Consider the following 21,016-nt stretch of genomic DNA (forward strand, 5'->3'; position numbering starts at 1 on the left):
CGACGTGGGTCGAGTGGCTAATGGGGTTCCCCAAAAATTGGACGGAGTTGTAGATGCAGAAGAACACCATGCGCAAGATCGCACAAAGGCTGAACTCCGTCATGACGACATGTCAGGAATGTGGGGCGACCGAGAAGCTGCAGAGGCATCATCCGGATTATGCGAAGCCAGAACAAGTCGAGATCCTGTGTGTCCCTTGTCATGTCAAGGCAGACCAAAGGGACGGTCACCGGCGTGTGAAGCCATGGAAACCGTGCAAGGTGTGCGGCACGATGTTTCTGCCCAGTCACAGCATGAAGAACAATACATGCAGCGCAGCGTGCCTTTCGAAGATTGGCCGCATCAACGCGATGAAGCGTTGGGGATCTGGGACAGAGAGCCAGAAGTCCCCCGAGTAGCGCACGGCGTGAAAAATCGAGGCCATAGACTTGCCGAACTGGGTAACGCGGTCGTCCCGCAAATCCCCGAAATCATCGGAAGAGCAATCTTGAGGTCGCTGGCATGAGTGTGACCCTCCACCTCCCATTCCCGGTCTCTGTCAATGCCATTTACGCCAATGGTGGAAGAGCACGCGGTCGCAGCAAGACGGCGCGATACCTAGCCTGGATCAAGGAAGCATCCTTGTACGTCAAGGACAGCCACCGCCAGAAGATAGGCCCGTACCATATCGCTATATGCCTTGAGGCCCCCGATAAGCGGGCAAGAGACCTCGGCAATCTCGAAAAGGCCGTTCAGGATTTTCTCGTCATGCACGGGATCATTCAGGACGACAGCAAATGTCAGCAACTGGTCATGACATGGGGCAAGGACCTCCCGGCGCCTTGCGTTGTGACAGTGACCGAAGCGGCGGAGGAAGTAGCAGCATGAGCCAGAACACATCATCAGCCGTGATGCAACAGCGCAACGAGCCACACGACAGCCTAGACGACTTCCCAACCCAGCCATGGGCAACGCGAGCTTTGTGTGAATACGTGATTCCCCGGTTTTGCTTCATCAAAAACCGTACAGTGTGGGAACCGGCGTGTAATCGCGGTCATATGTCAGGACCACTGGATGAATACTTTGGAGCCGTTTGGGCTTCGGATATTCACGACTACGGAAATCCACGCTCTTTCCAGCACGACTTCCTGTTTCCCGTCATGCCTCTATCAGAGAGGCCGGACTGGATTATCAGCAACCCGCCTTTCCGCCTCGCCGAGCAGTTTATTTCTCGCGGTCGAGAAGTCGCTGTTGAAGGCGTGGCGATGATAGTTCGAACTTCATTCCTTGAAGGTGTCGGGCGCTACGAAAACCTCTTCAGCAAAAACCCGCCTTCTCTTGTCGCGCAGTTTTCTGAGCGAGTGCCGATGGTCAAGGGCCGTCTCACTGCGACAGGTTCAACCGCTACTTCTTACTGCTGGCTGGTATGGGTCGACGGGATGGACGGCACAAAGCTGGTCTGGATACCTCCCTGCCGGAAGAAGCTGGAGCGCAAGGAAGATTATGCAGCATATTCAGAGGTGGCAGCATGACCGAAGACATCAAGACAATTCTGGCCGCCTGTGTTGGCGATGACCTTGCAGGCGCCCTTATCGAGCATCGTAAGAAGACGGTAAAGAAGCCGCTGACCGCATACGCTGCCAAGCTTCTCGTTAAGGAATACGAGAAGACCGGAAGCCCACAGGAAGCCGCAGAAATGCAAATCCTGCACGGCTGGCAAGGTTTCCGCTCCGACTGGTTCACGAACGCCCGCGCCAAGCTTCCCCACGCCGGGACCGATCGGCCGCCGCCATTTGGCACATACAGTGTCTCACCCGTCGCCCGCATGGCGGAAAGCCGGGAAGATTACATTCGCCGCGAGAAAGAGCGTGAAGCGAGGAGTTTCAGATGAACATGCACCAGTTGCGTACCCCATCACAGATTGCGTTCTATGAGGCTGCAAGAGCAAGGGCGCTGAAAAAGATTGAGGCAGCAAAACGCTTCGAGGAGAAAACGCGCCCCGCACAGACCGAAATCATCGCCGCGCCACCTGAGCCAGAGGTACACGAAGAGCCGCCATTGGAAATATCATTTGCCATGTCAGCTTCGCTAAGGCTGACGTGGAAAGCTTACGAGCCTATCACATTTGGCGGCGACGAGAAACAGTCTCGCAAGAGATCAATGGACGAGATCGCCCTTAGTGTCCTTGAGCGCTTTCCGGGGGTAGAGCTTCGGGGGATAAAGGGACGCCGGCGCACCAAGCATCTTACGTTCCCGAGGCACCTTATCAGTTACGCGATCAAGGAAGAGCGTCCAGACCTGTCGTATCCACAAATCGGCAGGTGGTGCGGTGGACGTGATCATACCACCACTTTGAATTCTGTCCGAAAAATAGAGGAAATTGTCTCTCAAGGTCGGCTCGATGCTGAAATACTTACTTGGCGCGAAAGGGAGCGCGAGCGGTTGGAATCGTCTGCCCGCCTCGATGCGATCTATGCGGAGTGGCGAGAAAAGAACGCCAAGGCAGGCTCGAATGAACACCATTCCTAAGCCCATCCTCAATGCCAAGGCGGCGGGCTCAGATCGCAAGAAGCGAGAGACAGCCATTCACCGCATCATAGACCAATACCTGCAAGGTCGCGGCGCGTCGGCCTGCATGGACGAAATCAAGCGCATTCTCGGCAGGAAGTAACAGAAGGGGCGGCGGGCATGAGCAACACAAAATGGTATGCAATACGACCAATGCCGGGGACGCAGCGCATGGCTTCACTCGCTGCAAATCTTCCGGCAGGCAGGGAGGGCGAGAGCATCATCGAGCGCAACCTGCGCAATGAGGGGATTGACGTTTACATGCCGTCATTCTGGCAGGATGTTCGGCACCAGCGCACCAACAAGGTGATCGGCAAGCGCTTCCCTCTGCTGGTGGGCTATGTGTTCGTCAATATCCCCGAGCGTGACTTTGAGCGTGTCCGCCGCACTGATGGCGTCATGTGCTTCCTGCGATCATCAAGGGAAGGTGGCCCGGTATGCTTCCGCGATGCAGAAGACATCGGCCTCCTCATGCTCGCAGACATGGAGCGCAAGGCGGTCTACGCTCGGGAGCGGGAAGAACGGGAACGCCTGTGCCAGCAGCAGCGCCGCAACGCCCTCAACCGCCAGCTCGGATTGATATTACCAAAAGGCCGACGCAAGAAGGTTTCCATGAGATATGCGGCAGAGCAGGCCATGAATGAACTGTCGCCAGCAACCCGCGAAAGAGTTCTGTTGATTCTCAAGGAATTGGAGGGGCTTGAAGGCGATGGCCCTCTTGCAAAACTCGCGATGGCAAGCTAATGTTTCGGCGTGATTTGGGTGTTCAGTCGGACCTTTCGTTATTACCAAAGGGAATACTCGACGGCCTAACCAACCTTCGTTAAATCGGGGGTTGGAGAAACGCACCCAAAATTTCGCATGACGACGCGGTAATTAGCCAAGGCCGTCCTCCCCGCAAGGGTGTAGAGTAATCCGAGTGTTTGGCGCTCGGCATGCGAAAGTTTCGGTCGATTGGCCGAAGAACTCCAAGGTTGCGCGCTTCCGATAGCTCCTTGGTTTCAAGATTCTCGGAGCGTGATGGCAGAGTGGTAGTGCCGCAAGGTAGAGACGCCTAGATGCCATGAGGGACGCGAAACCGATCAGTACGTGAGCGGCAAATTAAGGCCCCGCAGAATCTCGGCCCGCTAATTCGCCCAACAGGGCAACGGAATGCGATGCGGCGCTGAAACGCAGAAGCGCAGGGAACACCGGCATCTTCACCGAACGCGATGCGCTGATGCTAGATGCGTTCGCCCGATGCCAGCCACGGTAGCGTGTGGCCCTCGCAGCAAATCAGGATCAGCGGGTTGATCACCCGATCTGAGGTATGAGGCTACCAAAAAGGACAAGCTCTGGGCTTGCAATCCGGGGCGAGTAGGGATGAAGCGATCGGCTGATAACCGGTAATGCTCGCAAGGTCCGGCAGGACGCGCCTGTGTCCTCATACTCAGCCCAGCCCTGGGGCTGTAAATCCGGGGCGCCTATCCGTAAGCCTGTAGGCAGGCATGTTTCACCAGCCCCGCCCGTAACAAGGTGGGGCTGAATACGTTTCACCCATAGAGGACTAAGCCATGAAGGTTCGGTTTTTCACGTCCGTTCGGTTCGCTGGTGATTGGGAACTGAATTTCATCGGCAAGCGGCTCAACCTCCGCGTTGGTCGTAGCCATTTCGCCCTCTGGCGCGATTATCGACCCATCTGGAACTTTGTCGCCGCCTAACCCCATTCACCCGCCCACATGGAGAGAGCGATGCAGTCTCAGTTCGATCGCAAGGTGAGCCAGCTCCGCGAGATGGAAAACGGTTTCTGCAATCCAATGAAGAACAAGGTGGCTCAGGAGCTGCGCGAGGATCTTCGCGAAGACCTGGAGCGTCGTGGCTTCAATAAGCAGGACATCGCTGAGATGGAGAGCGAATGGTGACCCACTCAGGCGAGGTTCCAGTCGAGGCAGTTAAGGCAGGGGTTGGATCCGTTCACTTCCTTAATCCCTTCACCGGTGAAACAGAGCCGTTCGTCTCCAGAGAGCATTCGCTCAACCGAGTGATTGAAGAAGCGTCCAAGCGCATTGCCGAACTTCAGGAAGAAATCCGGCAGATCAAAGCGTTTCTGGTTCTGTGAATGCGCTGCGTTCACTTCGTTGGCTTCAAGGGTGAGGAATACCATTCGGCAGTCAAGGCATTCGGGCCGCCGCATTTCATCCATCGCGGATGGGACTTGAGAGCGCAGCGCGAGATAGCCGGCGATGATCTGGTTGTCTTCGCGACCGGACCTCATGACCAAGCGCCACGCATCAAAAGTTTCGATGACCTTCGGGAGCCCACCCCATGACCACCACCGATCAAGAGCGGGAGAGGCGCGTGACCATTCATTTGTTGATCAACGGTAAGGCTGAACTCATCCATGATGAAGAGGCAGGCCGGCTGAACGCGGTTGTCAGGCGCTGCCGCATCAATCACGTCAGGCTCAAAGCCTACTCGTAGAAAACCATTATCGCGAAACACCCGAGAAATGTCACCTTCCCACCGGGTGGATAAAGCATTTCTGGAATGATTTTGCGCAAGACCGGAATAACCCCAGATAGGGAAGAGAACGATGTACAGCCCAACAGAACCAGGCGTTCCTTTCGCCATCACTCCCAGCGATACCGTAGACATGACAGCCGCAAGCCGCGCCATCGTCATTGCTGAAGGTGGGGACATCAAGGTAACCGGTATCGACGGCGTCACGGCAACATACACGTATCCTGCCGGCTGCTATGCGATCCGGGTTAACCGTGTATGGGCGACGGGCACCACGGCTACCGGTATTTCCGGGATTAAGTAAGGCAGAAGCCATGAGCAGTGATGAAACGGAAATGGATAAGGGCGGCCGCCCAAGCGAGTACAGGCCTGAGTATGCAGAGCAGGTCGAGAAGCTTTGCCTTCTTGGCGCAACTGACAGCGAAATAGCGGATTTCTTCGGGGTATGTGTCCGTACCATCCACCGGTGGAAAATTGATCACGAAGAGTTTTGTCACTCCGTAAAAGCCGGGAAGGAAAAGGCAGACGAACGAGTTGTTCGCAGCCTGTATATGAAGGCCACTGGATATGACTTCATCGAAGAACAGGCGATCAAGATAAAGGTCGAGCAATACAAGGAAGAGGTCGAGGTTGTGCAGGTCGAGAAGCACCAGCCTGCCGACACCACCGCAGCAATATTCTGGCTTAAGAACCGCCGCAAAGAAGACTGGCGCGATAAGCACGAGTTTGATGGGTCGCTCACCCACGAGGCGGGCGACAGCCTTAAAGGACTGATGGAGCGCATCGCAACCAATGGCAAACGCATCCATTCAGATTAACACTGACCAGTTCCTTGACCCGCGCTGGCGTCTGACAAACCTTTACAAGATCACAGACAAGAGCGGCAAGGCAGTACCGTTCGAGCCAAACGAAAGCCAGCTTCAGTTCCTCGATGACATCCACTCGATGAACATCATCCTGAAGGCCCGGCAGTTGGGTTTCACAACGCTGTGCTGCCTTATCTATCTTGACGCATGCATATTCACCCCGAATACACGCGCCGGCGTCATTGCTCATAAGCTGGACGACGCCAAGGTCATCTTCCGGGACAAGATCAAGTTCCCATACGATAATCTGGATGACGGGATTAAGGCACTCGTCGCTACACGGCAGGATAGCGCGGACACGCTGACGTTCGCCAACAATTCATCGATCCGCGTCTCTACCTCAATGCGATCGGGAACTCTGCAATATCTGCATATCTCAGAGTTTGGCAAGATTTGTTCGCAGTACCCAGACAAGGCCCGCGAAATTGTCACCGGCACTCTTAACGCAGTGGAGGCCGGGCAATTCGTCGTCATAGAGAGTACGGCTGAAGGCCAAGAGGGCAGGTTCTACGAAATGGTCCAGTCTGCCCGCAAGAAGCAGGCGGAAGGGACGGAGCTTAGCGACCTCGATTATAAGTTTCATTTCTTCCCGTGGTGGAGAGATGGTCAATACCGCCTGTCGAATGGTTATTTTGCCATAGGGCAGGAAGACCGGGATTATTTCGACAAGCTGGCGGCGCAGGGTATCATAACCACGCCAGAGCAGCAGTCCTGGTACATCAAGAAAGCAGAAGTGCAGGGCGGCGATATGCGGCGGGAATATCCGTCAACGCCTGATGAAGCATTTGAGCAGGCGCTTGAAGGTGCATACTTCGCTCACGAAATGCTTGCTGCATCGAAGCAAAAGCGCATCGGGGCGTTTCCGTTCATCCCGAGCGCGGTCGTCAATACGTTCTGGGATCTGGGGCGCAACGACCTAAACACAATATGGCTGCACCAGTTTGTTGACGGCTATCATCGCTTCGTTGGCTACTACGAAAACAGCGGTGAATTCATCGGGCATTACGTTTCATGGCTCAGGGAATGGGGCAAGGAGCGCAACGCTACCTTTGGAGAGCATTACATCCCCCACGACGGCGACAGGCAATCTCTGTGGCTGGAAGGCGGAACGCTCGCTGTCATGGATGGCCTAGGCTTTCGCCCAAACGTTGTGGAGCGGCCGGCGCTGAAAAGCGAGAGCATCGCGGCAGCACGATCAAAGCTGGCACTCAGCCAGTTTGACGAGACTGGATGCTCTACTGGCCTGAAGAGGCTTCGGGCATATCGCAAGGAATGGGACGACCTCCGGGGTGTGTGGAAAGACAAGCCACGGCATGACGATGCATCACACGGCGCCGATGGTTATCAGACGTTCGCCACCAGCAATTACACGCCACCCCGACCTCTTGCTTCGCAATCACGTTATTCGAGCCGATCAAGCTCGTCTTCATCATGGATGGCTGAATAATGGCTGAAGAATACGAAGACTCTGCCGATACCACATCCAGAGCGGAAAATGACGACCTGACGCTCAAGCTGAAGAGCTGGATAACGGACGACATGCCCAAGGTCGTAGCATGGCGCAAGACTGCGCGTGAGGCGTTCGGCTTCAAGTCCGGTAGCGGACAGTGGTCAGAGGAAGACAAGAACGTCCTGCGCGCCAACAAGCGCCCGGAAATGACGTTCAACCGGACGGCTCCTCTCGTTAATGCCGTGGTTGGCTCCGAGATAAACAACCGCCGCGAGGTGCAGTATATCCCGCGTGAGCAGGGCGATGCACTGGCTGACGAAATCCTAACGGCGGCCGGCGAGTGGTTCCGTGACCAGACTTCGGCAGAGGATGAGGAATCCGACGCATTCGAGGACACCGTTGTCACCGGCATGGGCTGGACCGACACTCGCCTTGATTTCGAGACTGACCCGGATGGTGCGCCTATTGTCGAGCGCATGGACAATCTCAAGATGGGATGGGACTGCAACGCCAGCAAGCCTAATTTGCAGGATGCTCAACGCCTCTGGTACGTCTGTGAAAAGCCTTACAGCGAAGTTCAGGAGATGTTCCCGAAGGTTCCGAAGGAGATGCTAAACGCCACGTGGGCGAAGACGCTTATCAAGGATCCGGTCAATCCGCACGATCAGGACAAGGCCGATCGCTACGAGGGTGACCAACAGGAGTTCACGGGCGACTGGCAGCGCAAGCTCTGCACGCTGGTGGAAATCCGCTGGTTTGAGAAGGTACCTTACTATCGTGGGCCTGCTATCAACGCTAACGGCATGCCATCGTCGGAGCCGCGTGAATACAGCGAGAAGCAATACGACCTGATCCGCAAGCAGTATCCCGACTTCCCGGCTGTGCGGCAGTACAAGAAGGTTGTGAAGCGCGCGTTCATCGGCAAGCAGGTTCTGGCAACGCCGGATCAGCCTCTTGTACCCCCCGGCATGTTCGGGTGGGAGTGCATCACCGGCTACTATGACAAGATCGAGATGCAGTTTTATGGCATCGTTCGCGCGGTCATCGATCCGCAGCGTTGGTCAAACAAGTTCTTCTCACAGGTCATGTACCTGCTCAACAGCCAGTCCAAGGGCGGCTTGCTTGCGGAAAAGAGCGCTTTCGACGACCCACGGCAGGCAGAGGAAAGCTGGACCAAGTCCGACGCTATCACATGGCTGAAGGACGGTGCATTGCGCGGTCAGAGTCCTGCGCTCAAAGAAAAGCCGTCCGCTCAATTCCCGACAGGCTTCTTTGCTTTGTTCAATGAGGCCAAGGAGTCGATCAGCCAGGTTACGGGCCTTTCTCCGGAGTTTCTTGGTACGCGCGAGGTCGATCAGGCTGGTGTTCTAGAATATCAGCGCAAGCAGTCATCTCTCAACCTGCTGGCATCGCTTTTTAACGCCCTCCGTCGCTATCGCAAGCGGCAGGGCAAGGTCATGCTCTTCCTGATCCAGAACTATCTCAGCGACGGGCGCCTGATCCGCATCGTTGGCGATGGCAAAGCTCAGTATGTGCCGTTGATCCGAAAAGAGGGCAGCTCACAATACGATATCATCGTTGATGATGCGCCAACGTCTCCGAACGAGAAAGAGCGCACATGGGGCGTCCTGTTGCAGATCATGCCATTCGTGAAGCAGTTCATGACGCCAGAGACCACGCTGGAAATTCTGAGCTATTCGCCACTTCCTGCCTCGCTTGTCCAGAAATGGAAAGAGAAGGCAGAGGAGGAGCAAGCCAAGGCCGCAGCTAATCCGCCTCCGCCACCCCCGGAAGAGATCAGAGCGCAGACCATGCGTGAAAAGGGCCAGCTCGATATTGCCGCCAAGCAGATGGATATGCAGGCCGACCAGCAGTCAGCCCAGATTGATGCGGCAGGTAAGATGCTCGACCTCTTCCTGAAGGGCAAAGAGGCAGAAATTGATCTTGCTCTCGGCACGCAGAAGGCCATGAACGACGCGGCCCGCATTGCCGGCCAAGAACGTCAAAACGAAATACGGCAGCAAAACGCCAACAGTAGACGCGGCTCGTCCGCAAGCTAATCCCGTCATCCAGACGGTTTCGCCCGCATGAGCGCATCATGCTTCGTTCGCCCACGAGACGGGCAAGGACAAAACAATGACCACTGAGAAAGATGTTCTGGCAATCTGCCATAAGGCAGGCTTCAAAAACGCGACTGTGGAAACGTCCGGCGACGATCCGCGCTTCAAGGTGACGGTGCAAGGCAAGAAGACGGAGTTCTCCTCCTACTTCCCCGCCGACAAAATCACTGACGAGCTTCCAACATGGCTCTCCGGTTTGAACGAGGACATAAACTGATGTCAGACGTTCTTACCCCATCCGAAGCAGCCTATTTCGAATCGGCCGGAGCAACGGAGGTGGTGGTCGAAACGCCTGCCGCCCCTGTTGTTGACCCCGCCAATCATCTCGACCCAGCACAGCCAGACGCGGCAAACCCTGATGCGCCTGCCGCTGAGCGAGACGAGAAAGGCCGTTTTGTTCCTCACCAAGCACTCCATGCAGAGCGCGAGGAACACAAGAAGACCAAAAGCCAGCTTGAGGAAATCAGCCGAAAGCAGGCGGTACTTGAGGACCGCTGGAATACGCTCCTTAAGCTCAGGGAGCCACAGGTCGAGGCAGATAACACCCCGCCTGACCCGAACGAAGACATTTTTGCCTTCTCCAAGTGGCAGGCTGAACAGATCAAGGCCCTAGCTGAAAAAGTCGAGGGCCGCGAGAAGCAGGAAGAGCAACAGCGCACCATTTCGCAGCAGGAAAGCGAACTGTGGAACCACTGGAGCGAATCCGCGCAGAGTTACGCGCAGGAAAAGACAGACTTCGGCGATGCCGTGAAGTTCCTTTCCGATGCACGCACCCGACAGCTCTCGGCTTTGGCTGCTGTTGAGCCTTCCTTTGCAACGGAGCAGGGGCGACTCAACCAGATCAACGCCGAGCTTCGCCAGATTGTTGCCGGCGCGAGACAGAAGGGGCAAAGCCCTGCTGCCGTTGTCTACGAGATCGCCGCAGCATACGGCTACGCTCCATCGGAGCCTGCTGCTGGCGACCCCGGCAAACTGGAACTGCCGCAAAAGCTGGCGCAGATCGATGCGGCGCAGAACGCCTCTCGCACGCTGGCAACGCCCGGTGGCCGCAATGCAACAGATCCGCTGACACCCGAAGCAATTGCCTCGATGTCGGCCAGTGAATTCGAAGCCTGGATGAAGGCGCCCGACAACGCCAAGCGCTTCGAGAGCATGATGGGCGGTTAACTCTGCCCACTGAAATGAGCCATAGAGGCGGCTTTAAACCTCTTTCGCAGGATGATGCGTCAAATCTCTCCGCGTTGGCCGGTCAGCCATCTTCGCCCGCTCCACGGCGTTACGTGCAGCACCAAACCCGCAAAATTCCCCATCAAAGGATAGACCTAAATGGCTACAACCACTTATGGCGTCAACGACGCTATGGCGGTGAAGCTGTGGTCGAAGAAACTCGCGGTCGAGGTGTCCAAGGCTACGGCCATTGCACCCCTGATCGGCACTTCTTCGAACAGCATCATCCAGCTCAAAGACGAAACGCAGAAGGGCAGCGGTGACAAAGTCACTTTTGGCCTTCGTACTCAGCTCGTTGGCGACGGCGTGACGGAAGCTCAGGTTCTTGAGGGCAATGAAGAAGCCCTTTCCACATATTCCGATGCGATCCTCATCAACGAACTGGCGCATGCCGTTCGCGTGAAGAATGACCAGACGATCGATGCCCAGCGCGTACCGTTCTCGCTGCGCAGCGAAGCCAATGCCGGTCTGACCGACTGGTACGCTGACCGTCTGTCTCTCGCTGCATTCATGCAGTGGGGAGGCTATACCGCTCCGACCATGTCGTTCGAGGGTCGTACTCTGGCAATCAAGCCGGTGCACTACCTATTCAACGCTCCGACCGCTCCTACGCGCATCATTCGCCCGAATGCCCGCGCCAACGACCAGTCGATCATTTCCACCGATCTGTTTGATTTGCGGCTGATCGATTACGCCGTCGAGCAGGCAAAGCTTGCCAACCCGAAGATCCGCCCTGTGCGCGTCAACGGCGAAAACAAGTACGTCATGTACCTGCACCCGGCGCAGGTCACCGACCTTCGTACCAACACGTCTACCGGTCAGTGGCTCGACATCACCAAGGCTGTCTACATGGGGTCCAAGCAGAACAACCCCATCTACGACGGCGCCCTTGGCGAGTACAACGGCGTTATCCTGCGTGAAGCAGAACATGTCGTTCCCGGTGTCAACGCCTCGACCGGCGCGCAGATCACCACGGTTCGCCGTGCGGTGCTTCTGGGTGCGCAGTCGGCCGTTGCTGCTTTCGGCATGAAAACCGCTCCCGACAAGTACAAAACTGTCGAAGAGCTTTTCGACTATCAGCGCGAACTCGGCGTCTCGGTTCAGACCGTCGTCGGCATGAAGAAGACTGTTTTCAACAGTGCTGACTTCGGTGTCGTCGTGGTTGCCACCTACGCCGCGCCTCACTAAGGAGGGCTAGCACTATGGCTACCAATACCACTCAGGTGAACCCTCCGGTGCGTCACATCTCCCAGCAGCAGATTTGCTATCTGCGCATGGGTGTGACGTTTGCGGATAACGGCGTAGCAAAGGTCATGGGTTCTATCCCGGCCGGCGCGCTCATCCTCAAGCCTCTGTCTGGCGTTCAGGTCGTAACGGTATTCAATGCCGGCACGACCAACACGCTGAACGTCGGCACCACGGCAGACGACGATCTGTTCGGTACGCTTCTCGCCCTCGGCTCGCTGGCATTCGTGCCTCTTGACGAAGCGATCGGCGGCTTCCGGGTTGCGGCAGACACCACCATCACCGCAACTGTTGTCCTGACGGGCACGGCTGCAACGACCGGTGATGCCGAAGTCGTCATCGCCTACATCGAAGACAACGACCAGTGATGAGCGAGGGGCGGGGAAACTCGCCCCTTCTCGTACATGGAGGGATGAATGGATATCCTGCAAAAACTATTCTCCCTCGGTTTCAAGAACGCCACTGTTCTTGATGAGAAGAAGGGGCTGACGCGCGTTCGAACCGCCAAAGGGTGGGTGTATGAGCGCTTCCAGTCCGAAGAACACATTGAAGCATGGTCTGACACGCATAAGCCGGAGATAGCGGAATGACGACGTATGCTGATCTTCAGGCTGACATTGCCGATGACCTTGACGATACTACCGGCGAATATTCGATCCAGATCAAGAAAGCCATTGTGGGCGCGATACGCTATTGCGAGCGCAACACCTACTATTTCAATGAGACGCGAGACATCACGTTTCCAACGGTGGACGGGCGTGAGTGGTACACTTCGGTGGACAACGCAAATATTCCGACGCTGGTTCATATCGCGGGGGTATGGAGCGAAGATTCGGCGGGTGTTCGTTCAGTCATCCAGAAATCAACACCGCAAGAGCTTGAGCTTTTGGCCGACAATGCGGCATCTCGGGGCGAGCCCTATGCCTATGTGTATTTCGGGCAGCAAATCCGCCTCTACCCAATTCCAAATGACGCCGTCTACACGATCCGTCTTCAGGTCTGTCCTTATCGCCTCGCTCCTCTGGTCAACGATACAGATGAAAACGCGTGGCTCAACGAAGCCTATGACATGGTGAAGGCGCGCGCGAAATACATCATCTACAAAAACACGATCAAGGATGCTGCTTTGGCCGCTGAAGCACTGAATGATTACAACGATCAGGAACTATCTCTGAAAAGCGAAACCACGAGCCGCAATGCTACCGGCTACGTTCAGGCGACGTGCTTCTGATGCTGATCCCAGCCGCCGAATATGCGCCAGATGTGGCCGATCTGAACTCATCCTTCAGCAATGCCATCCAGAACGTTCTCTGCGCGAGTGGAGGATACATTCCTGCGCCTGCACTGTCTGCGTTGACGTCTGCGTTGGGAGAGCAGCCTATCGGTTGGCTTTCGGTGCGAAGCCTTGACGGGTCTATCCGCTTCTTTGCTGGAACCCCCACGAAGTTGTTCTTGCTGAACAACACGGACTTGACATGGACAAACGTTTCCAAAGCGGCGACCGTCTACAACGCTTCTGTGGACGTGCCGTGGCACATGAAGGCCTTCGGAAATTTCATCATTGCTGTGAACCAGAACGATGACCCCCAGGTTTACCAGATCGGCACTGACGTACTGTTCCGCAATCTGGGTGGGTCTCCTCCGCGCGCCGGCCGAATTGCGATCTGGGGCGACTTTGTTGCTCTCCTCGATCTGACCAGCAATCAGAATCGCGTTCAGTGGTCTGGCCTCAATAACTGCGAATTCTGGACCCCGGGTTCAAATAACAGCGACTACCAGGACTTCCCGGACGGCGGACGCGTGACAGGATCGAGTGACGTAACAAACCCTATTGTGTTGCTGGAAAGCGCCATTCAACGCGCGACATTCGTTCCAGGTTCGGCAGAGATATTCACGTTCCAAAAGGTGCAGGAGATGCGGGGGGCCAAATCGCCGCTATCGGTGGCAACACGGGGTTCCTTTGTCTTCTTTGCGGATGCCGGTGGTTTCTTCCAATGCGCGGCTGACGGATCGGTATCGCCTATTGGTTTTGAGAAGGTAGACCGCACCGTCTTCGGTAAAATATCCGTCTATGGTACCTCGAAAATAATGGGTGCGATCGACCCTTTCTACAGCCGGGTTTATTGGGCAGTCGATACGAACGACGACAACCGCTACGAAGAGATGTACGTCTACGACTGGCAACTCCAGAAGTGGACGATGATCTCTATCAACGTCATGGGGATATTTCCGTTCGCAACGTCTGGCTACACGCTAGACGGTCTGGATTCTGTCAGTTCCAGCCTCGATGCTCTCCCGTTTTCGCTTGACAGCAAGGTCTGGGATGGTGGGGCACCGGTTCTCGGCAGTTTTACGTCTGACTGGAAGATCGGAGCCTTCTCCGGGACAAACCTTGAGGCAACGATCACAACGCAGGAAATGGGAGATACAGCAGGGCAGGTGACACGGGCGGTCGAAAGCGCGCCTGTTGTGGATACGATCAACACTTTCGTTTCCATCGGCGTTAGGATGCGTCGTAGTGACAATGTCGTCTGGTTGCCAGAGCAAATTCCGTCGACCAATACCGGTGTCGTGAAAAAGAGGGCGCGCGCGCGGTTCATGCGGTTCAAGACTCGCATCCCGGCTGGCGTTGTGTGGCGCAATTTCAAGGGGATTGATGTCCCGACGACGCCTGCGGGGTCTCGATGAGCCTTTCAATACATCTAACCACGGATTGGCCATTCGAGCGGGTGGCCCGGTATGGCCGAGAGATCACTGCGGCGATGAAGAAGCTTGTTGAGCGCTACCCCGACGAAATGACGCTAAAGGGATTGGCAGAAGATGTCATCAGCGGGAAAAACCAGCTCTGGCTCATCCTTGATGGCGAAGAGTTCAAGGCCTTTGTTACCAGCGAAATAAAGATCAACGAGGAAACCGGACGCCGGTCACTTATCTTGAGCGAGCTTGCTGGAGAGGGTGGGATTGATCTCGTTCCCATGATTGGGACGATCGAGGAATGGGCCAAAGAAAACTCGATCCATGAACTGACACCACTTGGACGTGACGGGTGGCGTAAACCTCTCGCAAAAGCCGGATACAAGCCGAAATTTGTCCTCTACAGCAAGGAATTGACGAATGGGTAAGAAGGGTTCGTCTACGCAGACGACAGAGAACAAGCCACCGGCATGGGCGACCCCGCTTTTCTCGCAATCCGCGTCAGAAGCGCAGAAGATTTACGATTCCGGCGCGGGCGGTAACGTCTACCAGGGGCAGACCGTAGCAGGTCTCGGCAGTACAACACAGAGCGGGATTGGCGGCATTCAGTCTGCTGCTGGGGCATACAATCGGACTCCCAATTACCTGACGGATCCGACCGCATCTCAATCCAATCTGTCTGATATGGCCTCCGGCAAATACCTGAAGGAAGGAAACCCTTATTTCAACGACGCTCTTCAGGGGCAATTGGATAATACAGCCGCTTCAGTTATGAGCCAGTTTTCGGGCGCCGGTCGATATGGTTCCGGTGCGAATACAAATGCTCTGACCACTCAGTTGGGGAATATTCGCAGCACTGCGCTGGCCGACCAGTTCAGCCGAGACTCGCAAAACATGCTTGCGGCGAACGGCCAGATTGATTCTGCAAACGGTAGTCTTGTCGATCGCCTCAATAGCTGGAACCAAGGACGCCTAGGTTCTCAGCAAGCCGTCGTCAACGCCGGTCAACTCCAGGATCAGGCTCGCCAGCAGCAGCTCACCGCCGACTTCACCAAGTGGCAGTCGCAGGACATGGAGCCATGGACGCGCCTTGGCCTGCTACAGAGCGCTGCCGCTGGTTCGGCCGGCAACTACGGCACCAACACACAGACAGCTACACAGCCATTCAACGCGCTTCAGGGCATTGGGGCGCTCGGATCCCTATTCACCAAGTCAGACGCGCGCCTCAAGACTGGCATCGTACCGGTTGGTGTAAGGAACGGGCACACGATTTACGAATGGCGCTATGTCGGCTCCACCGTGCGTTATCGTGGTGTCATGGCTCAGGATGTCATCGAGATCGACCCTCTGGCTGTCACCATTCAGGGCGGCTATTTCGCCGTCAACTATGCCCGTCTTGGCTTCGAAATGGAGGCTGCATAAATGGCTTTCGACATCATGAGCCTCTTCTCACCTCAGGCCGTCAACCGGCTTTTGCAACCGCAGCAAAGTGCGCAGGGGATCCAGAATTTCCTTGCAAACCCAGCGGTCCAGCAGCCCCAGATGGCACCGCCGCTTCCGCCACCTGTTAGCATTGGTCCTGCTCCGTCTGTTGCTCCGGCGCCTGTTGATCCGATGCAGACTGCTGCCGTTGCGGCTCCGCAGGTCGCTCCTGTCCAACAGCCTGCTAACCAGCCGTTTTTCAACGATGAGCGCAAAGCTATGCTGGGCGACATTTTTACTGGCTGGGCTATGGGATCTACCCCATCCGAGAGCATCGCCATGGGCGCCAAGTTGGTTGCGGCCAACAAGGGAACGCGAAAAAACGTCAACGAGACTGTGAACTGGCTCAAAGGCAAAGGCATGGACGAGCAGCAGGCGAAGATGCTTGCAGGCAGCCCCCCAGCGCTGAATGAATATCTCAAGCAGATGATCGGCGGCGATAAACAGAAGCCTATTGAGGTTGGTGGCCGTCTCATCGACCCTACGACATATAAGGTCATCGCAGACTTCAGCGACCCGAATGCAAAACTGACGAGCGACCAGCGGGAGTATAAGGCTGCGCAAGAACAGGGCTTCACTGGCTCATTTATGGATTACCAGATCAAAATGAAGGAAGCAGGCCGGAATCAGGTAAATATTGATACTGGCGCAAAACTGCCGAGCGGCTTCCGCTGGCTCGATCCCAATAAGCAGGAATTGGGCGTCGAGCCTATTCCAGGTGGGCCAGCTACGCAAGTTCCGGGCGAACTTGCCGCGCGCGTCGGCATGGGCGACAACTTCCTGAAAAACGATTTGCCATTCCTTAGGAAGCCAGAGTCCCTTGAGGCTGCTACAGGCCCAATCGACCGCACACAAGCTTATTTCGGGATAGGCGAACCCGGCGTCGTAGAACGTAAGTTTCAGTCAGGCGTCGAAGTGCTGTCACGCCTTCTCTCTGGCGCCGGCATGACCCAAGTTGAAATAGACGAGAAATCCAGACGGTACATGCCAACCAAATATGACACGCCGGAAAGCCTTAAGACTAAGCTTGACCAGCTCGAAGCCGAAATTAAAGCGGCCGGTGATGCCGCGATGCGTGGCCGTGGTGGGAGCATCATGACATCCCCATCAGCGGGCGTACGCAAATACAACCCACAGACAGGGATGATTGAATAATGCCGGTTCGCGTCTCAGCTCCCGACGGGTCAATTGTTGAATTTCCTGACGGAACACCCGATGACGTCATGGCAAACGCCATGCGTAAGACGTTTGGCAGTAATTCTCCGCAGCCTGACCCTGTTTCAAAGGCACCTGCTGGCCGCCACCTTTCTTTTGAGGAAGGACAGGCAGCAATGGGCGCTGAAGGCGCTAGTGGGGCGGCTGGAGCCGGACTAATGGGTATTGCCGAAGGCGTCCCAGTCCTTGGGCCATATATAAAAAGCGGGATCCAGAAGGCGTCCGCAGGTATCGCATCATTGATCGACGGGGAAAGCTATGGATCAAACCTGAGGCAGGGAGAGGCTATTACCGATGAGGCGCAGAGAGCGCATCCCTATATCAATACGGCGGGGCAAGTCGCTGGCGCGGTAGGTAGCATGATTCCTTTGGGTGCAACGTCAGTCGGCGCGCGCGCGCTTGGTATGACAGGCCCGAGCCTCATGGGTCGGATTGGAATGTCTGGACTTTCGAATGGAGTAATTGGCGCAGCGGATACGGCAGCTAGAGGTGGTGATGCAAAAGACATCATCAACAACGCTCTGATTGGCTGGGGCGTTGGTGCAGCTATCCCGGCTGTTGGTGCGGGGATTAAGGCTGGCATACAGGCAATTGGCGATAGGGTTGCGCCTACAGTTGGCGCGCTCACATCTCCTGATACTGAAGCTTTGCGGCGCGTTGGAGTGGCGCTGTCTCGCGATGCTGCCGCTAACCCTGGTCAAATGGTTAGCGCGCTGGATGAAGCTGCTGCTCGTGCGTCTGGCGTTCCTTTGGTTAACGCCGATCGCGGCGGAGAGGTTACAAGGGCGCTAACTCGCTCTGTCGCCAACCAGTCTCCTGAGGCAAGGGGCGTCATTGAAAAGGTAGCAAGTGACCGTTTCGGCACACAGAGCCAGAGAGCCGTGAATTTCATTAAGCGCGTTGCTGGTGGAAATGTGGATGATCTTGCTTATCAAGAGAATCTGACGCGGCTTGCCCGTGCGACTAACCGGCCCGCTTACGCTGCTGCCGAAGCCGCGCCTGAAGCACAGTCGATGTTTTCACCTCGCATGCAGGAATTGATGCAGTCGCCAACCTTTCGGAAGGCAGTTGATCAAGTTCCACGTCGAAGCGCCGACCGTGGTGCTGTCGAAGGGTTCAAGGAAATTGGCAACCCCTTTTCAAGGAATAGCCAAGGAGCGTACGTGCTGAAACAAAAGGCAGATGGGTCTCTAGTATCCCCCAGCCTGAAATTTTGGGATCAAGTACAGAGGAACCTGCGTTCCGATATGGATAAGGCCTATCGGGCTGGGGACAAGCAAACAGGGTCAGAAATAAAGGCTCTCCGTGATGCCCTTTTGGGCGACATGGATGCGTCTGTCCCGGCCTTCAAGGCTGCCAGAACTGGCGCCGCTTCTTTCTTCGGAGCTGAAGATGCATTGGATGCAGGCAGAAGCTTTGCTAACCAACCGCGCTCAATACCTGAGGCTAAGGCAGCTTTCGCCAAGTTTTCAACGGCAGAGAAGGATGCCTTTTCGACGGGGTACGCTTCCGAGCTTATCGACAAGATCAAGGCGTCTCCTGACCGCTCAAACGTCATAAATTCTATGTTCAAAAATCAGGCGTCCCGAGAATCTATAGAGTTGGCACTAGGCCCGCAGAAAGCGCGTCAAATTGAGGCATATGTACGCGTAGAAGATTTGGCGGACCGGCTGCGGGGGTCTCTTGGAAACTCCACAACAGCGCGCCAACTCGTAGAGCTTGGGATTGGCGCGGGGGTTGGTGGTGGTGCCGGATATGGCCTTACTGGAGACTGGAAAGGCGCAGCTCTTGGCGCTGTAGCTCCTAAGGCTATCCAGTATGTTGGCGCAAAAGCTGACACTCAAGTGATGCAGTCGATGGCGAAGCTGCTCACCCAGGACAATCCTGCTGCGTTGCAAGTAGCGATCCAGCAAGCAGCAAAAACACCGGCATATATGGATGCTCTAGAAAAGCTGTCTCTCGCTCTTGGCGCCCCTGCTCGCGGGGCAGCGCTTGCTATCGGAAATCAGTGAAACAAGCTGACTACCCAAGCTCCAAATCCGAAAAGCTCGGTTGATTTAAGCCACCAAGCAATCGGCATAAGGATCGCGGCGGCGATCAGATAACTAAACATCGAGAGTGCGTCAGGTTTTTCCATCGCGCGAATTCTAACCAGAAAATCCAAAATTGTACAAGGTTGGCTCGACCACTATCAACCGGCACAGGTGTATACGCCGTCCTTGACAATAGTTTTCCACTTCGGCCCCAGCGCATCACGAGCGGAAATAGCATTCTGACTGCCCGGTTCGCCATTCTTGAACATGCGGACAGCAACGTCCTGCTGATGGCCTCCGGCTACGAAGGTGGGGCCGGGGTTATAGGTTGTTGTCCCGTTATAAAAGCCGGTGTTCCCGTAAACGTTCATGGTACCGGAAGTGCTGTAGCTACCGGGCATCTGGACGACGCGGGTAGTATCCTGCGAAGCCTGCCCAAGGATGACATACTTGTCGTATCCTGCTTTGATTGTCTCGATTGCGGCTTGCTTCCCGGCGACCTTTAGCGCGCCATCCCCGCCACATATCGGCGCCGCGCGCGTCTTGATTATCATCTCATTCTGAGCGGTTCGCATTGAGCTTGATGCAGCGCAAGAAGCTAAAGACGATGCGATCAGCAACGTTACAACGATGTTTTTCATGATTTCCCCACACCAACAGAGCGGCCGCCCGACGGTAGAAAACCACTGCGCCACTGCGGCGTCAAGGTTGTGCTGCGGTCATATCAAAAGGTAGTTCAATGGCTCAAGACATTCGCGATGGGATAATTGCGACGGCAAGGGCACTCGGGATCGACCCGGTGGACCTTGCGACAGCCATTTCCTACGAGACGGCTGGAACGTTCGACCCCGTTAAAAAAGGTCCGAAAACCCAGTGGGGGCAACATCAAGGCCTCATTCAGTTCGGAGAACCACAAGCGCAAAAGTATGGCGTGGACTGGAACAATCCTGTCAGTTCGCAGCTAGGGCCGAATGGAGCCGTTGCGGGTTATTTGAGGGATACAGGTGTTAAACCCGGTATGGGCATGCTTGACATCTATTCGGCAATCAATGCCGGCGGGGTAGGTCGGTATGGCGCCTCCGATGCAAACAATGGGGGCGCTCCGGGAACTGTCGCTGATAAAGTCAACAACCAGATGGCAGAACACCGGCAGAAGGCTATGGCGCTTTTAGGGATGGCACAGCCTGACGGACCAAAAGGTCATGAAATGATTCCCCGGCCCGTTATGGGTTCAATGATGGCATCAGCATCTCCATCATCCGCTCCGATTCCGGAAGCTGTTCAGAAGGCGGCTGGCGGGATGCCCCCCGCGAATAATGGTCTTGCCAACATTTTTGGCATGATGGCGATGGCTGACAATAAGCCGCAGTTCTCTCCTGTTCAAATTCAGGGGCCGTCGCCGCAACAGGCCAACGCCTTGTCCACGCTTATCCAATCGCTCAGGCAGAGGGTTGTCTGATGGAAGAGTTGTTTGCTCAAGCGGCGATCGGTGAAGTCACCGACGTAACGAAGATCCGTGTCCTGATCTTCATAAACAACCGAGTGGTCCACGTGCCGTTCACTGAACTCGTCAAACAGATTGTCGCGGATGTCGAAGACCTGAAGACCCGCGTCACTGATCTGGAAACCCCTTAAGGA

At 55.8% G+C, this 21,016-nt stretch carries 27 protein-coding genes and 1 pseudogene; 26 read left to right on the forward strand and 2 right to left on the reverse strand.

Going from position 1 to position 21,016, the window contains the following annotated elements; translation table 11 throughout:
* Window positions 1-244 precede the first annotated feature (244 nt).
* The 8 genes and pseudogenes from V6R85_RS01365 (at window position 245) to V6R85_RS01400 (ending at window position 4,448) form a co-directional block, all read left to right on the forward strand.
* Entirely contained in the window at window positions 245-505 is a 261-nt protein-coding gene (locus V6R85_RS01365; protein ID WP_336377020.1) for a hypothetical protein, read from the forward strand.
* Complete coding sequence (locus V6R85_RS01370) at window positions 502-867, forward strand: RusA family crossover junction endodeoxyribonuclease (protein WP_336376968.1); 366 nt, start codon at window positions 502-504, stop codon at window positions 865-867. Before V6R85_RS01365 ends, V6R85_RS01370 begins: the two co-directional genes overlap by 4 nt.
* Entirely contained in the window at window positions 864-1,511 is a 648-nt protein-coding gene (locus tag V6R85_RS01375; protein WP_336376969.1) for a methyltransferase, read from the forward strand. Before V6R85_RS01370 ends, V6R85_RS01375 begins: the two co-directional genes overlap by 4 nt.
* A complete protein-coding gene (locus V6R85_RS01380) occupies window positions 1,508-1,870 on the forward strand; it encodes a hypothetical protein (RefSeq protein ID WP_336376970.1) in 363 nt (120 codons plus the stop codon). Before V6R85_RS01375 ends, V6R85_RS01380 begins: the two co-directional genes overlap by 4 nt.
* A gap of 269 nt (window positions 1,871-2,139) precedes the next feature.
* A pseudogene (locus V6R85_RS01385) lies at window positions 2,140-2,367 on the forward strand (helix-turn-helix domain-containing protein); the annotation flags it as partial.
* 124 nt (window positions 2,368-2,491) lie between these two features.
* Window positions 2,492-2,650, forward strand: coding sequence for a hypothetical protein (locus tag V6R85_RS01390; RefSeq protein WP_336376971.1), 159 nt, complete (start codon window positions 2,492-2,494; stop codon window positions 2,648-2,650).
* 68 nt (window positions 2,651-2,718) lie between these two features.
* Window positions 2,719-3,291 (forward strand): transcription termination/antitermination NusG family protein, encoded by a 573-nt coding sequence (locus V6R85_RS01395; RefSeq protein WP_336376972.1) that lies wholly within the window; start codon window positions 2,719-2,721, stop codon window positions 3,289-3,291.
* A 986-nt stretch (window positions 3,292-4,277) separates the two neighbouring features.
* Window positions 4,278-4,448, forward strand: coding sequence for a hypothetical protein (locus V6R85_RS01400; protein WP_336376973.1), 171 nt, complete (start codon window positions 4,278-4,280; stop codon window positions 4,446-4,448).
* A gap of 5 nt (window positions 4,449-4,453) precedes the next feature.
* Here the strand turns inward: V6R85_RS01400 and V6R85_RS01405 are convergent, their stop codons facing one another.
* Window positions 4,454-4,801 carry a hypothetical protein gene (locus tag V6R85_RS01405; protein WP_336376974.1) on the reverse strand — a complete coding sequence of 116 codons (348 nt, stop codon included), beginning with the start codon at window positions 4,799-4,801 and terminating at the stop codon, window positions 4,454-4,456.
* A 50-nt stretch (window positions 4,802-4,851) separates the two neighbouring features.
* On the opposite strand from V6R85_RS01405, the gene V6R85_RS01410 reads away from it, so the two are divergent.
* From V6R85_RS01410 to V6R85_RS01485, 16 genes are all read left to right on the forward strand, one after another.
* Window positions 4,852-5,007: a hypothetical protein gene (locus V6R85_RS01410; protein ID WP_336376975.1), complete on the forward strand. Its 156-nt coding sequence runs from the start codon at window positions 4,852-4,854 to the stop codon at window positions 5,005-5,007.
* Between the two features lie 112 nt (window positions 5,008-5,119).
* On the forward strand, window positions 5,120-5,350 hold the full coding sequence (locus tag V6R85_RS01415) for a spike base protein, RCAP_Rcc01079 family (RefSeq protein WP_336376976.1): 231 nt from the start codon (window positions 5,120-5,122) through the stop codon (window positions 5,348-5,350).
* 10 nt (window positions 5,351-5,360) lie between these two features.
* Window positions 5,361-5,864, forward strand: a complete 504-nt coding sequence (locus V6R85_RS01420; RefSeq protein ID WP_336376977.1) for a helix-turn-helix domain-containing protein — start codon at window positions 5,361-5,363, stop codon at window positions 5,862-5,864.
* The gene (locus V6R85_RS01425) at window positions 5,839-7,359 is read left to right on the forward strand and encodes a terminase (protein ID WP_336376978.1); all 1,521 of its coding nucleotides are present in this window, start codon (window positions 5,839-5,841) and stop codon (window positions 7,357-7,359) included. Before V6R85_RS01420 ends, V6R85_RS01425 begins: the two co-directional genes overlap by 26 nt.
* Window positions 7,359-9,422: a portal protein gene (locus V6R85_RS01430; RefSeq protein WP_336376979.1), complete on the forward strand. Its 2,064-nt coding sequence runs from the start codon at window positions 7,359-7,361 to the stop codon at window positions 9,420-9,422. Before V6R85_RS01425 ends, V6R85_RS01430 begins: the two co-directional genes overlap by 1 nt.
* A gap of 76 nt (window positions 9,423-9,498) precedes the next feature.
* Window positions 9,499-9,699 carry a hypothetical protein gene (locus tag V6R85_RS01435; RefSeq protein ID WP_336376980.1) on the forward strand — a complete coding sequence of 67 codons (201 nt, stop codon included), beginning with the start codon at window positions 9,499-9,501 and terminating at the stop codon, window positions 9,697-9,699.
* Window positions 9,699-10,649, forward strand: coding sequence for a hypothetical protein (locus V6R85_RS01440; protein ID WP_336376981.1), 951 nt, complete (start codon window positions 9,699-9,701; stop codon window positions 10,647-10,649). Before V6R85_RS01435 ends, V6R85_RS01440 begins: the two co-directional genes overlap by 1 nt.
* Before the next feature lie 159 nt (window positions 10,650-10,808).
* Window positions 10,809-11,897, forward strand: coding sequence for a N4-gp56 family major capsid protein (locus V6R85_RS01445; protein ID WP_336376982.1), 1,089 nt, complete (start codon window positions 10,809-10,811; stop codon window positions 11,895-11,897).
* 14 nt (window positions 11,898-11,911) lie between these two features.
* Window positions 11,912-12,322: a hypothetical protein gene (locus tag V6R85_RS01450; RefSeq protein WP_336376983.1), complete on the forward strand. Its 411-nt coding sequence runs from the start codon at window positions 11,912-11,914 to the stop codon at window positions 12,320-12,322.
* A gap of 48 nt (window positions 12,323-12,370) precedes the next feature.
* Window positions 12,371-12,544, forward strand: coding sequence for a hypothetical protein (locus tag V6R85_RS01455; protein WP_336376984.1), 174 nt, complete (start codon window positions 12,371-12,373; stop codon window positions 12,542-12,544).
* Window positions 12,541-13,185: a phage adaptor protein gene (locus tag V6R85_RS01460; protein WP_336376985.1), complete on the forward strand. Its 645-nt coding sequence runs from the start codon at window positions 12,541-12,543 to the stop codon at window positions 13,183-13,185. Before V6R85_RS01455 ends, V6R85_RS01460 begins: the two co-directional genes overlap by 4 nt.
* Window positions 13,185-14,642, forward strand: a complete 1,458-nt coding sequence (locus tag V6R85_RS01465) for a hypothetical protein (RefSeq protein WP_336376986.1) — start codon at window positions 13,185-13,187, stop codon at window positions 14,640-14,642. Before V6R85_RS01460 ends, V6R85_RS01465 begins: the two co-directional genes overlap by 1 nt.
* A complete protein-coding gene (locus V6R85_RS01470; RefSeq protein ID WP_336376987.1) occupies window positions 14,639-15,076 on the forward strand; it encodes a hypothetical protein in 438 nt (145 codons plus the stop codon). The genes V6R85_RS01465 and V6R85_RS01470 overlap by 4 nt, the downstream gene beginning before the upstream one ends.
* Window positions 15,069-16,070 carry a tail fiber domain-containing protein gene (locus tag V6R85_RS01475; RefSeq protein ID WP_336376988.1) on the forward strand — a complete coding sequence of 334 codons (1,002 nt, stop codon included), beginning with the start codon at window positions 15,069-15,071 and terminating at the stop codon, window positions 16,068-16,070. Before V6R85_RS01470 ends, V6R85_RS01475 begins: the two co-directional genes overlap by 8 nt.
* Window positions 16,071-17,285 (forward strand): hypothetical protein, encoded by a 1,215-nt coding sequence (locus tag V6R85_RS01480; RefSeq protein WP_336376989.1) that lies wholly within the window; start codon window positions 16,071-16,073, stop codon window positions 17,283-17,285.
* A gap of 218 nt (window positions 17,286-17,503) precedes the next feature.
* A complete protein-coding gene (locus tag V6R85_RS01485; RefSeq protein ID WP_336376990.1) occupies window positions 17,504-19,357 on the forward strand; it encodes a hypothetical protein in 1,854 nt (617 codons plus the stop codon).
* Between the two features lie 179 nt (window positions 19,358-19,536).
* Here V6R85_RS01485 and V6R85_RS01490 read toward each other — a convergent pair whose 3' ends face one another.
* Window positions 19,537-20,019: a hypothetical protein gene (locus V6R85_RS01490; protein ID WP_336376991.1), complete on the reverse strand. Its 483-nt coding sequence runs from the start codon at window positions 20,017-20,019 to the stop codon at window positions 19,537-19,539.
* 98 nt (window positions 20,020-20,117) lie between these two features.
* Here V6R85_RS01490 and V6R85_RS01495 point away from each other — a divergent pair, with 98 nt between their 5' ends.
* Together V6R85_RS01495 and V6R85_RS01500 are read left to right on the forward strand one after the other, a co-directional pair.
* A complete protein-coding gene (locus V6R85_RS01495; RefSeq protein ID WP_336376992.1) occupies window positions 20,118-20,837 on the forward strand; it encodes a hypothetical protein in 720 nt (239 codons plus the stop codon).
* Window positions 20,837-21,013: a hypothetical protein gene (locus V6R85_RS01500; protein WP_336376993.1), complete on the forward strand. Its 177-nt coding sequence runs from the start codon at window positions 20,837-20,839 to the stop codon at window positions 21,011-21,013. Before V6R85_RS01495 ends, V6R85_RS01500 begins: the two co-directional genes overlap by 1 nt.
* The last annotated feature ends 3 nt before the right edge of the window (window positions 21,014-21,016 follow it).

Source organism: Agrobacterium sp. CCNWLW32 (assembly GCF_037083425.1).
GTDB lineage: Bacteria > Pseudomonadota > Alphaproteobacteria > Rhizobiales > Rhizobiaceae > Agrobacterium > Agrobacterium radiobacter.

Bases quoted from the DNA above. Each gene is read 5' to 3' on its own strand.
- V6R85_RS01410 (WP_336376975.1), top strand. From the start codon at position 4,852: ATGACCACCACCGATCAAGAGCGGGAGAGGCGCGTGACCATTCATTTG.
- V6R85_RS01420 (WP_336376977.1), top strand. From the start codon at position 5,361: ATGAGCAGTGATGAAACGGAAATGGATAAGGGCGGCCGCCCAAGCGAG.
- V6R85_RS01365 (WP_336377020.1), top strand. From the start codon at position 245: ATGGAAACCGTGCAAGGTGTGCGGCACGATGTTTCTGCCCAGTCACAG.
- V6R85_RS01480 (WP_336376989.1), top strand. From the start codon at position 16,071: ATGGCTTTCGACATCATGAGCCTCTTCTCACCTCAGGCCGTCAACCGG.
- V6R85_RS01470 (WP_336376987.1), top strand. From the start codon at position 14,639: ATGAGCCTTTCAATACATCTAACCACGGATTGGCCATTCGAGCGGGTG.
- V6R85_RS01490 (WP_336376991.1), bottom strand. From the start codon at position 20,019: ATGAAAAACATCGTTGTAACGTTGCTGATCGCATCGTCTTTAGCTTCT.
- V6R85_RS01465 (WP_336376986.1), top strand. From the start codon at position 13,185: ATGCTGATCCCAGCCGCCGAATATGCGCCAGATGTGGCCGATCTGAAC.
- V6R85_RS01400 (WP_336376973.1), top strand. From the start codon at position 4,278: ATGCAGTCTCAGTTCGATCGCAAGGTGAGCCAGCTCCGCGAGATGGAA.
- V6R85_RS01495 (WP_336376992.1), top strand. From the start codon at position 20,118: ATGGCTCAAGACATTCGCGATGGGATAATTGCGACGGCAAGGGCACTC.
- V6R85_RS01440 (WP_336376981.1), top strand. From the start codon at position 9,699: ATGTCAGACGTTCTTACCCCATCCGAAGCAGCCTATTTCGAATCGGCC.
- V6R85_RS01455 (WP_336376984.1), top strand. From the start codon at position 12,371: ATGGATATCCTGCAAAAACTATTCTCCCTCGGTTTCAAGAACGCCACT.
- V6R85_RS01445 (WP_336376982.1), top strand. From the start codon at position 10,809: ATGGCTACAACCACTTATGGCGTCAACGACGCTATGGCGGTGAAGCTG.
- V6R85_RS01485 (WP_336376990.1), top strand. From the start codon at position 17,504: ATGGGTATTGCCGAAGGCGTCCCAGTCCTTGGGCCATATATAAAAAGC.
- V6R85_RS01370 (WP_336376968.1), top strand. From the start codon at position 502: ATGAGTGTGACCCTCCACCTCCCATTCCCGGTCTCTGTCAATGCCATT.
- V6R85_RS01375 (WP_336376969.1), top strand. From the start codon at position 864: ATGAGCCAGAACACATCATCAGCCGTGATGCAACAGCGCAACGAGCCA.
- V6R85_RS01430 (WP_336376979.1), top strand. From the start codon at position 7,359: ATGGCTGAAGAATACGAAGACTCTGCCGATACCACATCCAGAGCGGAA.
- V6R85_RS01390 (WP_336376971.1), top strand. From the start codon at position 2,492: ATGAACACCATTCCTAAGCCCATCCTCAATGCCAAGGCGGCGGGCTCA.
- V6R85_RS01450 (WP_336376983.1), top strand. From the start codon at position 11,912: ATGGCTACCAATACCACTCAGGTGAACCCTCCGGTGCGTCACATCTCC.
- V6R85_RS01460 (WP_336376985.1), top strand. From the start codon at position 12,541: ATGACGACGTATGCTGATCTTCAGGCTGACATTGCCGATGACCTTGAC.
- V6R85_RS01380 (WP_336376970.1), top strand. From the start codon at position 1,508: ATGACCGAAGACATCAAGACAATTCTGGCCGCCTGTGTTGGCGATGAC.
- V6R85_RS01395 (WP_336376972.1), top strand. From the start codon at position 2,719: ATGGCTTCACTCGCTGCAAATCTTCCGGCAGGCAGGGAGGGCGAGAGC.
- V6R85_RS01435 (WP_336376980.1), top strand. From the start codon at position 9,499: ATGACCACTGAGAAAGATGTTCTGGCAATCTGCCATAAGGCAGGCTTC.
- V6R85_RS01425 (WP_336376978.1), top strand. From the start codon at position 5,839: ATGGCAAACGCATCCATTCAGATTAACACTGACCAGTTCCTTGACCCG.
- V6R85_RS01405 (WP_336376974.1), bottom strand. From the start codon at position 4,801: ATGAGGTCCGGTCGCGAAGACAACCAGATCATCGCCGGCTATCTCGCG.
- V6R85_RS01500 (WP_336376993.1), top strand. From the start codon at position 20,837: ATGGAAGAGTTGTTTGCTCAAGCGGCGATCGGTGAAGTCACCGACGTA.
- V6R85_RS01475 (WP_336376988.1), top strand. From the start codon at position 15,069: ATGGGTAAGAAGGGTTCGTCTACGCAGACGACAGAGAACAAGCCACCG.
- V6R85_RS01415 (WP_336376976.1), top strand. From the start codon at position 5,120: ATGTACAGCCCAACAGAACCAGGCGTTCCTTTCGCCATCACTCCCAGC.